The 12,404-nt window shown below is 75.1% G+C and carries 10 protein-coding genes; 5 read left to right on the top strand and 5 right to left on the bottom strand.

Annotation, left to right across the window (positions count from 1 at the left end):
- Positions 1–15 precede the first annotated feature (15 nt).
- The gene (locus tag ACL02R_RS20090; protein WP_412798345.1) at positions 16–948 is read left to right on the top strand and encodes an AEC family transporter; all 933 of its coding nucleotides are present in this window, start codon (positions 16–18) and stop codon (positions 946–948) included.
- Here the strand turns inward: ACL02R_RS20090 and ACL02R_RS20085 are convergent.
- Both ACL02R_RS20085 and ACL02R_RS20080 read right to left on the bottom strand, forming a co-directional pair.
- On the bottom strand, positions 926–2,119 hold the full coding sequence (locus ACL02R_RS20085) for an FAD-dependent monooxygenase (RefSeq protein WP_412798344.1): 1,194 nt from the start codon (positions 2,117–2,119) through the stop codon (positions 926–928). The genes ACL02R_RS20090 and ACL02R_RS20085 overlap by 23 nt on opposite strands.
- Before the next feature lie 10 nt (positions 2,120–2,129).
- On the bottom strand, positions 2,130–2,681 hold the full coding sequence (locus ACL02R_RS20080) for a chorismate--pyruvate lyase family protein (RefSeq protein WP_412798343.1): 552 nt from the start codon (positions 2,679–2,681) through the stop codon (positions 2,130–2,132).
- A 125-nt stretch (positions 2,682–2,806) separates the two neighbouring features.
- Between ACL02R_RS20080 and ACL02R_RS20075 the strand changes: the two genes are divergently transcribed.
- Entirely contained in the window at positions 2,807–3,700 is an 894-nt protein-coding gene (locus tag ACL02R_RS20075) for a MurR/RpiR family transcriptional regulator (protein ID WP_412798342.1), read from the top strand.
- On the opposite strand, the gene ACL02R_RS20070 is transcribed toward ACL02R_RS20075, so the two are convergent.
- Positions 3,669–4,940, bottom strand: coding sequence for a pyridoxal phosphate-dependent aminotransferase (locus tag ACL02R_RS20070; RefSeq protein WP_412798341.1), 1,272 nt, complete (start codon positions 4,938–4,940; stop codon positions 3,669–3,671). The genes ACL02R_RS20075 and ACL02R_RS20070 overlap by 32 nt on opposite strands.
- A gap of 91 nt (positions 4,941–5,031) precedes the next feature.
- Here ACL02R_RS20070 and ACL02R_RS20065 point away from each other — a divergent pair, with 91 nt between their 5' ends.
- Both ACL02R_RS20065 and ACL02R_RS20060 read left to right on the top strand, forming a co-directional pair.
- Positions 5,032–6,561, top strand: a complete 1,530-nt coding sequence (locus tag ACL02R_RS20065; protein WP_412798340.1) for an SDR family oxidoreductase — start codon at positions 5,032–5,034, stop codon at positions 6,559–6,561.
- Positions 6,558–7,955, top strand: a complete 1,398-nt coding sequence (locus ACL02R_RS20060) for a cryptochrome/photolyase family protein (RefSeq protein WP_412798339.1) — start codon at positions 6,558–6,560, stop codon at positions 7,953–7,955. The genes ACL02R_RS20065 and ACL02R_RS20060 overlap by 4 nt, the downstream gene beginning before the upstream one ends.
- Before the next feature lie 16 nt (positions 7,956–7,971).
- On the opposite strand, the gene ACL02R_RS20055 is transcribed toward ACL02R_RS20060, so the two are convergent.
- Positions 7,972–8,673 (bottom strand): hypothetical protein, encoded by a 702-nt coding sequence (locus ACL02R_RS20055; protein WP_412798338.1) that lies wholly within the window; start codon positions 8,671–8,673, stop codon positions 7,972–7,974.
- A gap of 31 nt (positions 8,674–8,704) precedes the next feature.
- The gene (locus tag ACL02R_RS20050; RefSeq protein WP_412798337.1) at positions 8,705–9,793 is read right to left on the bottom strand and encodes a hypothetical protein; all 1,089 of its coding nucleotides are present in this window, start codon (positions 9,791–9,793) and stop codon (positions 8,705–8,707) included.
- Between the two features lie 287 nt (positions 9,794–10,080).
- On the opposite strand from ACL02R_RS20050, the gene ACL02R_RS20045 reads away from it, so the two are divergent.
- Entirely contained in the window at positions 10,081–12,288 is a 2,208-nt protein-coding gene (locus tag ACL02R_RS20045; RefSeq protein ID WP_412798336.1) for a terpene synthase family protein, read from the top strand.
- The last annotated feature ends 116 nt before the right edge of the window (positions 12,289–12,404 follow it).

Raw genomic sequence — 12,404 nt, 5'->3', positions numbered from 1 at the left:
TTCGAGAGTGCGCACATGGGCGGTGTGATCACGGGATTCGCGATCATCGCCGTCGTCATCGCGACCGGATACGTACTGGGTCTGCTCGGATCGCTGGGTGAGAACGGCCGCGAGGTGCTGACCAGGCTCGCGTTCCACGTGGCGACGCCCGCCCTGCTCTTCACGACGCTCGCCGAGGCCGACCTCGGCGTCATCCTCTCGCCGCCGCTGCTGGTCACCGCGCTCGCGACCCTGGCCGCGTGCGGCGTGTACCTGGTCGTCGGCGCCTTCGCGCGCTGGGGCGTGGGTCCTACGACCATCGGTGCCCTGTGCGCCTCCTACGTCAACGCGGGCAACCTCGGCATCCCCATCGCCGTCTACGTGCTCGGCGACGCGTCGCTCGTCGCGCCCGTGCTGCTGCTCCAGCAGCTCACCCTGTCACCCGTCGCACTGACCGTGCTCGACATAGCCACCCGTGACAGCGGCGAGGACGCCAGGCCATCGGTGCTGTCACGGGTCCTCACCCCCTTCCGCAACCCCGTCGTCGTCGGCTCACTCGCCGGGGTGACCGTCGCCGCCACCGGATGGACCGTGCCCCAGGCGGTGTTCGACCCCGCCGTGCTCATCGGGAACATGGCGGTGCCCGCCGTGCTGCTCGCGTTCGGCATATCCCTGCGCGGCGCCGCCATGCCGGGGCGCGGGCCCGAGCGGACGCAGGTGCTCGTGTCCGTGGCCCTCAAGTCGGTGGGGCAGCCGCTGATGGCATGGCTGCTGGCGGCGTTCGCCTTCGGCCTGGACACCGACGACCAGCTGCACGTCGTCGTGCTCGCCGCGCTCCCGGCCGCGCAGAACCTCTTCACCTACGCCTCGCGGTACGGCACCGGCGTCCGGCTCGCCCGCGAGGCGGTGCTGCTGTCCACCGTCCTGTCCGTGCCCGTCCTCACCGTCATCGCGGCCCTGCTGGGCTGACGGGCTCCTCGCCCGAGCCCGCGTAGGCGTGCGCGAACGCGACGGAGAACGGTCCGGGCACGGCGAGCCGTTCCAGCGTGGCGAGGCGCAGCCGCAGCCCGAAGCGCGGATCGGCGGCGTTCTCCGAACCGGCGGGCAGGTGCAGCAGGCCGAGCAGCCGGTCGGAGAACTCCTGCGTGCGCCACACGTCGGGCAGGCGGCGCGCGCTGTAGCCCTCCAGGGCGGCCGGGCCGCGCGTCAGGGCGTCGGCGAGGTCGGCGGCGTCGGCGATGGCGAGGTTCATGCCCTTGGCGCCCGAGGGGGTGAGGACGTGCGCGGCGTCGCCCGCCAGCAGCAGGCGTCCCCTGGCCATGGGTTCCGTGACGTCGGCGCGCATCCGCAGCATGCGGGTCTCGGTGAGGGCGCCGATGCGGGGGAGGTGCGCCCCGTTCAGTCTGCGCCGCAGGGCGGCCAGGATACGGGGGGCGGGCCAGGCGGCCGGGGTGTCGCCCGGCGGGCACTGGAGGTAGAAGCGCGCGAGGCGGGGGGAGCGGGGCATCATGCCCGCGAAGCCGTCGGCGTGCAGTCCGTAGACCACGCCGGGGACCGGGCGGTCCACCTCGGCGAGGATGGCGAGCCAGTCGTACGGGTAGCGCCGCCGGTAGGGCGTGGCGGCTGGGGAGAGCGCGGCGCGGGATAAGCCTTGAGGGCCGTCGGCGCCGACGACGTGGTCGCAGACGACCGTGGGGCCGTCCTCGCAGCGGATGGTGGCGCGGGGGCCGTGGATGTCCTCGACGGCGACGGCCGAGCACTCGAACAGCGGCGGCCTGCCCGCGGCGTCGAGCGAGGCGAGCAGGTCGCGCACGAGTAACTGCTGCGGATAGACCCAGTGTCTCGCGCCGGAGAGCGCGGCGTAGTCGAGGCGTATGACGCGGCCGAGGCACAGGAAGTCGCACCAGCCGTGCGGGCTGCCGTCCGACAGGAGGCGGCCGGCGAGGCCGTGGTCGCGCAGGAGGCGCACGGTGCGCTGCTCGACCAGCCCGGCGCGGGCGCGGCGTTCGACGCGGGCGCGGCTGTGCCGTTCCAGCACGACGCAGTCGATGCCTGCGGCCGTCAGCAGGTTGGCCAGGACCAGCCCGGCGGGTCCTGCGCCGATGATGCCGACCTGGGTGCGGAGTGTGCGCGCTTCCATGCGGCCCCTCTCAGTCCGGGGGAACGAGGTCAGGGTGGAACAGTTCGTGGACCAGGGCCAGGGGTTCGTCGCCGAGCCAGATGAGATACGTCTTGTAGCAGGCGGGCTTCGGCCCCCAGGTGCGGCGCCCCACGTCGAGTACGGTCCGCCGGTGGCCCGCGCCGACAGCGCTGAGCGCCGGGCCGAGCGGGAGGGTGTCGCCGGTCAGGCAGGCGGCGACGGCCGGGGGGAGGTCCTGGCCGATGCGCGCCACGACGTGGTTGGCGGACACCGCTCCGCCCTCCTGGCGCAGCAGCGCGGAATGCCGGACCAGGACGGTGGAGTGGTGTTCGGCGCGCAGCAGTCCGGGTACGGCGTGGCCTGCCGCACCGGCGGAGGCCTGCGTCTGGGCGATGCGGTGCAGGCGCAGCCGTTCACCTGAGAGGGCTTCGAGGAGGGTGGTCGTCAGACCGTCACCGGCGAGCAGCATGCGGGTCAGGGGGGAGGCGAAACGGTGGCGGTCCGCACCGGGATCGCGGCGTTCGCCCAGGGGGAACGTGGCGCAGGGCGCCGGTGTCAGCATGCTGTGTCCCTCCCCCGGGGCCCGCGCTCCCTGCGCGGGTGAGTCCCCTGTAGGGGAACGGCGCGGGAGGTGGTCAGGTCACGGGCGGCTGCGGGCGGTCCTGGCCCGGGGAGGAGAATTCGGTCATGGCTTCGGCATCGGCGGCACCGCAGACCTTCGACGACCTCATGGCGCTGCTCCACGAGCGGCGGCCCGTCCTCACGCGTTCGCAGCGGCTGCTGGCGGACCGGGTGCTCGCGGACCCCGAGGGGGTCGCGTTCATGACGGTCTCCGAGCTGGCCGCCGCCGTGGGGGTCAACGAGGCGACGGTGGTGCGCTTCGCGACCAGCCTGGGCCTGGAGGGCTATCCGGGGCTGACGCGGCTGTGCCGGATGCGGCTGCGGGAGCAGGCGCAGCTGCTGCGGCGCTTCCAGACGCTCGAACAGCTCGGCAGCGACGGCGGCGACCTGCTGGAACGCGCGGTGGCCCTCGACCGGGCGAACATCAGCCGGACCTTCGCCCGGATCGAACCCGCCCTGTGGGACCCGGCGGTGCGCGCGCTCGCCGAGGCGCCGCGCGTCCACGTGATGGGACTGCGCAAGTGCCACGCCCCCGCCTACCTCCTCGGCTACCTGCTGGAAATGCTGCGCGAGGAGGTCGCGACGGTGACGGCGGGGGCGGGCACGCTGACCGACCAGCTGCGGCGCGTGCGTTCGGGCGACTGCTTCGTGTCACTGGCCATCCACCGTTACTCGACCGACACGGTGCGCGCCGCCGCCTGGGCGCGGAAGCGTGGCGCGCGGTGCGTCGCGCTGACCGACAACCCCTCCTCGCCGCTGGCGGCATCAGCTGAACACGTGTTCTACGTGGATGCGTCCGGGCCTTCCGTCCTGCGGTCGCTGACCGGTTTCACGGCGCTGGTGCAGGCCCTCGCCGGTGGTGTGGCGGCGCTGCTCGGGCAGGAGGTGCGGTCGTCGCTGCTGCGCGAGGAGGAACTGCTGGAGGAGTTCAGCGTGTACGACGATCCGGAGCGGCGGTGAGGCCGGCGAGGGCCGTGCGCAGCTTCGTCAGCGCGTCGGCGATCCACGGCAGGCGCACGGGGTCGTCCGACCGCAGCGCGCGGAGCCGCTGCTCGTCCGTCTCGCCGTAGAGCAGGCTCGTCGCGGCGCGGAAGCGCAGACCGTCGGAGGTGTCGCCGAAGGCGGTGCCGGACAGGACGCCGACGCCGTGCCGCTCCAGGAGGTACGCGGCGAGGGCGTCGGCGGTGCCGATGCCGCGGGCCGCGAGCGCGGCGCGGTGGGGGCCGAGGTCCGGGTACAGGTAGAAGCCCGCCGCGGGCGCGCGGCACTCGGCCCCGGCCGCGGTGAACTCCGCGTGCGCCGCCGCCGCGACGGCCCCGTGCAGGCGGCGCGCGGCGTCGATGTGCGCCAGGACCTCGGGCGGGTCGGCCAGGACGTGCGCGGCCACCGCCTGCATGGGCGCGGCGAGGCTCGACCAGATCTCGCTGGCGACGCCCGCGACCTCGGCACGCGTCCGCTCGCCCCACGCGCCCTCGGGGAAGCGGGCGAAGCCGACGCGCCAGCCGCCCAGCGCCATGGACTTGCTCAGTCCGGTGGTGACGACGGTGCGGTCGGGGAGGTGGGCGGCGGCGCGCGGCGCGGTCCCGCCGTCGTGCAGCAGCTCGGCGTAGATCTCGTCGGCCACGACGGCGAGCCCGTGACGGGCCGCCAGGTCGCAGACGGCGCGCAGGTGGCCGGGCCTGGCGACCGTTCCCGTGGGGTTGTCGGGGACGGTGAGGACGAGCACGCCGGGGCGCGCGCCGCCGTCCTGGGCCGTGCGCAGCGCGTACGCCAGCAGGCCGGGGTCGGGGACGCCGCCTGCCTCCGGCGGCACGGGGACGCCGATCACGCGCTTGCCCGCCAGCGCGCTCTGCGCCGCGTAGCTCACCCACGCCGGGCGAGGCAGGACGACGTCCCCGGGTATGGCCGCCAGCAGCGCGTAGAGCAGCGGCTTGCTGCCGGGGGCGAACGTCACCTGGGCGGGCGCGGTGGGCAGGCCGCGCCGGGTGAACCAGCCGGCCGCCGCGTCCCGCGCCTCGGCCGACCCGGCGACCGGCCCGTACCCGTTCCGCCCGGCGGCGCGGGCGAGGACGTCCGCCACAGGGCCGGGCACGGGCAGGCCCGCCTCCCCGAAGCCGAGGTGCAGCACCTCCTCCCCTCGGGCGCGACGGGCACGGAGAGCGGTGTCGATGGCCAAAGTCGGACTGAGCGCTGTCGTCATGCCGCACATCCTGTTGCACAAGTGGACTTGTGTGCAATTTGATGTGCGTCACTGCGGTTGCGGCAGCCAGGGGGGCCGCCAAGATGAGGGAATGAGCCTCGACCACCCCCTGTGCCTGGTCACGGGCGCGAGCGGCTACATCGGCGGCCGGCTGGTGCCCGAGCTGCTGGCCGCCGGCCACTCCGTACGCTGCCTCGCCCGCACGCCCGAGAAGCTGGCCGGGCGGCCCTGGATCGACCAGGTGGAGACCGCGCGCGCCGACGTCAACGACCCCGGGCTGCTCGCCGAGGCCATGCGCGGAGTGGAGGTCGCCTACTACCTCGTCCACTCCATCGGCGGCAAGGACTTCGTCGCGACCGACCGCCACGCCGCCAGGATGTTCGCCGAGCAGGCACGCGCCGCCGGAGTCCGCCGGATCGTCTACCTCGGCGGCCTCACCCCCCGCGACATCCCCGAGGACGAGCTCTCCCCCCACCTCCGCTCCCGCGCCGAGGTCGGCCGCCTGCTCCTGGACTCCGGCGTCCCGACCGCCGTCCTGCGCGCCGCCGTCGTCATCGGCTCGGGCTCCGCGTCGTTCGAGATGCTGCGGCAGCTCACCGAGCGCCTGCCCGCCATGGTCACCCCCCGCTGGGTCCGCACCCGCGTGCAGCCCATCGCCGTACGGGACGTGCTGCGGCTGCTCGTCGCCTGCGCCTCGCTCCCGCCCGACGTCAACCGCACGTTCGACATCGGCGGACCCGATGTGGTGACGTACGAGCACATGATGCGGTGCTACGCGCAGCAGGCCGGGCTGCGGCGGCGGCGCATCGTCCCGGTCCCCGTGCTCACCCCCCGCCTGTCCGGCCTGTGGGTCGGCCTGGTCACCCCCATCCCCGGCAGACTGGCGCGCCCGCTCGCCGAGTCGCTGCGCTACGAGGTCGTCGTCCGCGAGCACGACATCGAGCGGTACGCGCCCGACCCGCCCGGCGGACCCCTCGGCTTCGAGACCGCCCTGCACCTCGCCCTGCGCGCCTCCCGCGAGGCCGAGGAGAACGTGCCGGAGGACGGCGCCTCGCCGAGCGACCCCCTGTCCGCCGACCCCGACTGGGCGGGCGGCAGCTACTACGCCGACCGGCGCGAACGGCTCGTCGCCGCCTCCCAGGAGGCCGTCTGGAAGGCCGTCGCGGCGATCGGCGGCGAGCACGGCATGTACTCCGCGCCCCTCGCCTGGGCCGCCCGCGGCTGGATCGACCTGCTCCTCGGCGGCCCCGGCGTACGCGGCGGGCGGCGCGGCCCCGGACCGCTGAACGTGGGCGACCGGCTCGACTTCTGGCGCGTCGAGGAGATCGCCCGGCCCCGCCTCCTGCGGCTGCGCGCCGAGATGCGGCTGCCCGGCCGGGCCTGGCTCGAACTCGCCGTCGATCCCGCGCCGGGGGACCGCGCGCTGTACCGGCAGCGCGCCGTCTTCCGCCCCAGGGGCCTGTCGGGACACCTCTACTGGTGGGCCGTCAGCCCGTTCCACGCCGTAGTGTTCCGCGGCATGGTCCGCAACATCGCCGCCACGGCGGAGACGCAGGAACGCGCCGCCCGCGCCGCCGCCGGGCGCCCCGGCGGCGCCGAGCCCACGGCGGACGCGGCATGACCGCCGCCGTCGCCCTCTTCACCTCCGACCTGCGGCTGCACGACAACCCCGTGCTCCGCGCCGCGCAGCGCGAGGCGGACGAGGTGGTGCCGCTGTTCGTGCTGGACGACGGCGTACGGGACGCGGGCTTCGCCGTCCCGAACCGCGCCGCGTTCCTCGCCGACTGCCTCGCCGACCTCGACGCGTCGCTGCGCTCGCGCGGCGGGCGGCTCGTGCTGCGGCGCGGCGACGTGGTGGCGCAGGTGTGCCGCGTGGCCGCCGAGGCGGACGCCCGTACGGTGCACGTCGCCGCCGCCGTGACCGGTTACGCGGACCGCCGCGAGGGCGCCCTGCGCGCCGCGCTGGAGGAGGACGGGCGCGAGCTGCGCGTCCACGAGGCGTCCCGCACCGTCGTGCCCCCGGGCGCGCTGACCCCGGGCAGCAGGGACCACTTCGCCGTCTTCACGCCCTACTTCCGCCGCTGGGCCACCGCCCCGCGCCGTACGGTCCTGGGCGCGCCGCGCACCGTACGCGTGCCGGACGCGGTGCGGTCCGACGACGTCCCGTCCGCCGACGCGCTGGTCCGCGCGCTGTGCGGCCCGTCCTGCCGCACCCCGTCGCCCGGCCTGCCGCGCGGCGGCGAGACGGAGGCGCGCCGCCGCCTCGCCGCCTGGGAGCGCGGGCCGCTCGCCGACTACGAGGACCGGCACGACGACCTCGCCGCCGACGCCACCTCCCGCCTCTCCGCCGACCTGCACTTCGGCACGCTCTCGCCGACCGAGATCCGCGAACGCGCGGAGCGGCGCGGCGGCGCGGGCGCGGAGGCGTTCGTACGGCAGCTGGCGTGGCGCGACTTCCACCACCAGGTCCTCGCCGCCCGGCCGGACGCCGCCCGCCGCGACTACCGCACGCGGAACGACGCGTGGCGCGACGACCCAGCGGCCGCCGAGGCGTGGCGCGCGGGCCGTACGGGCTACCCGCTGGTGGACGCGGGGATGCGGCAGCTGCTGCACGAGGGCTGGATGCACAACAGGGCGCGGCTGGTGGCGGGGAGCTTCCTGACCAAGTACCTGTACGTCGACTGGCGCGTCGGCGCGCGGCACTTCCTCGACCTGCTGGTGGACGGGGACGTGGCGAACAACCAGATGAACTGGCAGTGGGTCGCCGGGACAGGGAACGACTCCCGCTTCAACCGGATGCTCAACCCCCTGACGCAGGCACGCCGTTTCGACCCGAAGGGCGCGTACGTACGGCGCTGGGTGCCCGAACTCGCGTGCGCCGAGGGGCTGGACGGCGGCGCGGTCCACCGGCCGTGGCGGCTGCCGGAACCGGACCGCGCGGCGCTCGACTACCCGCCGCCCATCGTGGACCTGGACGCGGCCACGGGCCGGTTCATGGGGCATCGCAAGGGCTGACGCGGGGGCGGCGCGCTCACGCTCCGAGCCACCCGAGCGGACTGCCCGCCGCCTCGCCCGCCGCCCGGTCCACGGCTTCCTCCCCCGTCGCGCCGGTCTCGGAGCGCACCGGCGTCAGGGGCCGGAGCAGCCGACGTCCCCCGCTGGGCGCGGGGGGTGCCACGTCCCGGCGGGGCGCGGAGGAACGGGGGGCCGTGCGCCGCAGGGTCCAGTACCGCCCGGGGGCGATGACGGCGATAGGCGGCGGGCCGTACCGGTCGGGCAGCGGGACGAGGGAGGCCCGTGCGGTGCCGGGCGTCAGCGTGCGGCCGGCGGCGAGGCGGGTGCGCAGCCGTGCGACCGGTACGCGGTCGAGGGTGACGACGACCGGACCGGCCGGGCCGGGCGCGCCCCTGCGGGCCATCCGCAGCGGTACGCCTTCGCGGGCGGCGCGCGGCGGCGTGTGCTGCGACACCTTCCGGTCCGCCACTGCGGCGTACGGCCAGTTCGCCGAGCCGCCGCATGAACTCCTCGGTCCCCGCCGCACCCGCAGCGGCCGGGTGCTGCTGCCGCCGGGCCACCGGCCGTGCGGGTACGCGTTGGCCATCGCCGCCAGGTGCAGGTCGTCGAGCGGTACGCGCCGCCAGGCGTATCGGCCGTCGCGCAGGTGGCGCTCGTCCGGTCGTACGCGGTGGCGTGGCGGGAAGCGTCCCGGTTCGCCGTGCACGGGACGTGTCATGCGGTCCCCTCCCAGGGGCCGCCGCGCGGGGTCAGTCCCCGCCGCCACCACCGCCTCCGCCGTCGCCTCCCCCGCCACCACCGCCGTCCCCGCCTCCGCCGCCGCCATCTCCTCCACCGCCGTCGCCCCCGTCCCCGCCACCGCCGTCCCAGCCCCCGCTGCCCCCGTCACCGCCACCCGAGGGGCTGTCGTCCCGGCCGCAGCCCACGTCGCTGTACCAGGGCTCGGTCCACGTCTCCCAGTCGTCCGGCTCGGACCTGGTCTCGCGCCGGACGCCGAACCGTATGCGCCCGATCCCGTCGCCGATCCCGCACACCACGCCGAAGAAGTGCGCCACCACCGCGTCCAGCGGATCGGCCGACTGGTACGCCACGTTCGTCAGCGGGCGCAGCACCGGGCGGCCCCGCACCGGGTCGGGCCGCGACAGCACGGCGACCTGCCGGTAGTCCCGCAGCAGCCGCGACGAGCGGTGGTCGCGCCACCGCAGCTCCCAGCGCCCGTGCGGCGACTGGACGACGATCATGCGGCGCGACTTGCGCCAGGGCACCGCCGCGAGCAGCTCGGCCGGCTGCTCCCCGATCGTGACGGTCAGCCCGGCGGCCGGGTCGCTGCGCCCCAGGGGCAGGCCGCGCGGCCCGCGCAGCCGCAGCGCCGGGACGCCGGGGCTCCACACGTCGGCCCGCATGAGCGCCCGGTCCACGGTGACGACGACCGGCCCCGCCGGGCCGGGCGCGACCCTGCGGGCCATCCACAGCGGTACGCCCTCGCGCGCCGCCTGGTCCGCGTACCCGCGCACCGCCTCCGGCCCGCCGCAGGCCCGGACGGCCAGTTCCCCGAGCGTCCGCGCGAACTCCTGGCCGCGCCGCGCCTGGAGGGGCCGTGACGCGCCCGTCACGCGCGTCACGGGCACGACCGACCGGCCCTCGCGGAGCGCTGCGAACGGCACCTCGGTGCCCCCGCCGCCGAGCCACCGCCCGCGCAGGTACGCGTCGGCCATGGCGGGGAGGTTCAGTTCCGCGACGGGTGTGCGGCGCATCCCGACGGACAGTTCACTGTCGCTGAGCCGTACGGCGGTGCCGAACGGTACCCACGACTTCTCGGTGTACAGCACTGCGGACATCAGGACCCCCTCCAAAGGGTTCACCCCTGCAACGAGGCGTGAACGAAACCGTGTCCCGGTGGTATGGAGACGTGGCGGGGGGTGCGCCGGGTTCCCGCGGGCGGCGAAGTCGCGTACGGGCCAGTCCCGTTCGGCCGCCGCTGGGCCGCCCCGCGCTCACCGGGCGTGCGCCGGTACGGGGGCTCCCGGGCTCGCGTCAGCACGGCGCACCGACCGGAGATTCACCCGAGCGGGTGGTTTGGCGTGAGCGCTCTGTAACGCCAATGGGCAGCCGGAATGCTGGCGGGGTGACTCAGCCCTTCCGCCTCCCGGCGTTCTACACCCCTTATCCGGCCCGCCTGAACCCGCATCTCGAAGCGGCCCGCGCCCACACCCGGCGCTGGGCGCGCGACATGGGGATGCTCGAAGGCTCCGGGATCTGGACCTCCGACGACCTCGAAGCCCACGACTACGCGCTGCTGTGCTCGTACACGCACCCGGACGCGTCCGCCGAGGACCTGTGCCTGGTCACCGACTGGTACGTGTGGGTCTTCTTCTTCGACGACCACTTCCTCGAACTCTTCAAGCGCACCCAGGACCGCCCCGGCGGCAAGCGCTACCTCGACCGGCTCCCCGCGTTCATGCCCATGGACCTGGCCGCCGGGATGCCCGAGCCCGCCAACCCCGTCGAGGCCGGGCTCGCCGACCTGTGGACGCGCACGGTGCCCGCCATGTCCCCCGCCTGGCGCGGCCGTTTCGCCGAGAGCACCGAGCACCTGCTGAACGAGTCGCTGTGGGAGCTGTCCAACATCAACGCGGGCCGCATCCCCAATCCCGTCGAGTACATCGAGATGCGCCGCAAGGTCGGCGGCGCGCCCTGGTCGGCCGGACTGGTCGAGTTCGCCGCGCACGCCGAGGTGCCGGCCGTGATCGCCGCCGAACGGCCGCTGCGCGTGCTGCGCGACACGTTCTCGGACGGCGTGCACCTGCGGAACGACCTGTTCTCGTACCAGCGCGAGGTGGAGGAGGAGGGCGAGTTCAGCAACGGCGTGCTGGTCCTGGAGACGTTCTTCGGCTGCACCACGCAGGACGCCGCCGAGGCGGTGAACGACCTGCTGACGGCCCGGCTCCAGCAGTTCGAGCACACCGCGCTGACCGAGCTGCCCACGCTCTTCGCGGAGCGCGGCATCGGCCCTGACGGGGTCGCCGACGTGCTGGCGTACGTGAAGGGGCTCCAGGACTGGCAGTCGGGCGGCCACGAGTGGCACCTGCGCTCCAGCCGGTACATGAACGACGGCGGCGCGGCGGCCGAGGGGCGCGGTGGCGGCCGGGTCGGGGCGCTGCTGGGCCTGAGCGGCCTCGGCGCCGGTACGGCGGACATCCGCTTCACGACGCGGCGGGCGGAGACGGCGCGCGCACGCCGCTTCCAGCACGTGCCGTTCCGCCGCGTCGGCCCGTCGCGGCTGCCGGACTTCGAGATGCCGTTCACGACGCGCCTGAACCCGCACCTGCCGGACGCCCGCCGCCACACGGTGGCGTGGGGCCGGGTGATGGGGATGCTGGACGAGCCGCCGGGCGTGTGGGACGAACGCAAGCTGGACGGCTACGACTTCCCGCTGTGCGCGGCGGGCATCCACCCGGACGCCGCCGCCGAGGACCTCGACGTGTCCTCGCAGTGGCTGACATGGGGGACGTACGGCGACGATTATTACCCGGTCGTGTTCGGGCGCACGCGTGACCTCGCGGGCGCGCGGCTATGCACCGAGCGCCTCAGCGCGTACACCCCCCTGGACGATCCGGGGGCCACGCCCCCGCCCGTCAACGCGCTGGAGCGCGGGCTCGCCGATCTGTGGCGGCGCACGGCGGGGCCGATGACGCTGGAGCACCGCCGCGTCTTCCGCACCACCATCGAGGAGATGACGGCCAGCTGGCTGTGGGAACTCGACAACATGGCGCTGCACCGCGTCCCGGAGCCCGTGGACTACCTGGAGATGCGGCGGCGGACGTTCGGCGCGGACTTCACGATGAGTCTGTGCAGGCTGCGGCGCGGGCGGACGCTGCCGCCCGAGGTGTACGCGAGCGGGCCGCTGATCTCCCTGGAGCGGGCGGCGTCGGACTACGCGGGCCTGATGAACGATGTGTTCTCCTACCAGAAGGAGATCGAGTTCGAGGGCGAGACGCACAACGGGATCCTGGTCGTGCAGAACTTCTTCGACTGCGACTACCCGACCGGGCTCGCGATCATCGACGATCTGATGAAGTCACGGATGCGTCAGTTCCAGCACATCGTCGCGCACGAACTGCCGGTGGTCTGTGCGGATCTGGGCCTGGACGATCAGGCGCGGGCGGCGCTCGACGCGTACGTCACCGACCTGGAGAACTGGCTGGCGGGCATCCTCACCTGGCACCGCGGCTGCCGCCGCTACCGCGAGGAGGACCTGCGGCACGGCCCCCTCGGCACGCCCTCGGGCCTCGGCACCTCGGCCGTCAGGCCCTGGGCGCGGCAGACCGGCTGACCCCTCCACGGGCCGGGGGGGGGGGGGGGGGGGGGGGGGGCGGGGGAGGGGGGGGGGGGGAGGGGAGAGGGGGGGGGGGGGGAGGGGGGGGGGAAGGGAGGGGGGGGGGGGGGGGG

The organism is Streptomyces sp. MS19, from assembly GCF_047200595.1.
In the GTDB taxonomy this organism is placed as follows: Bacteria; Actinomycetota; Actinomycetes; order Streptomycetales; family Streptomycetaceae; genus Streptomyces.
Note: the sequence above shows the minus strand (reverse complement) of the source record. Positions and strands in the feature narration are given on the sequence as shown.

Bases quoted from the DNA above. Each gene is read 5' to 3' on its own strand.
- ACL02R_RS20090 (WP_412798345.1), top strand. From the start codon at position 16: ATGGGCGGTGTGATCACGGGATTCGCGATCATCGCCGTCGTCATCGCG.
- ACL02R_RS20085 (WP_412798344.1), bottom strand. From the start codon at position 2,119: ATGGAAGCGCGCACACTCCGCACCCAGGTCGGCATCATCGGCGCAGGA.
- ACL02R_RS20080 (WP_412798343.1), bottom strand. From the start codon at position 2,681: ATGCTGACACCGGCGCCCTGCGCCACGTTCCCCCTGGGCGAACGCCGC.
- ACL02R_RS20075 (WP_412798342.1), top strand. From the start codon at position 2,807: ATGGCTTCGGCATCGGCGGCACCGCAGACCTTCGACGACCTCATGGCG.
- ACL02R_RS20070 (WP_412798341.1), bottom strand. From the start codon at position 4,940: ATGACGACAGCGCTCAGTCCGACTTTGGCCATCGACACCGCTCTCCGT.
- ACL02R_RS20065 (WP_412798340.1), top strand. From the start codon at position 5,032: ATGAGCCTCGACCACCCCCTGTGCCTGGTCACGGGCGCGAGCGGCTAC.
- ACL02R_RS20060 (WP_412798339.1), top strand. From the start codon at position 6,558: ATGACCGCCGCCGTCGCCCTCTTCACCTCCGACCTGCGGCTGCACGAC.
- ACL02R_RS20055 (WP_412798338.1), bottom strand. From the start codon at position 8,673: ATGACACGTCCCGTGCACGGCGAACCGGGACGCTTCCCGCCACGCCAC.
- ACL02R_RS20050 (WP_412798337.1), bottom strand. From the start codon at position 9,793: ATGTCCGCAGTGCTGTACACCGAGAAGTCGTGGGTACCGTTCGGCACC.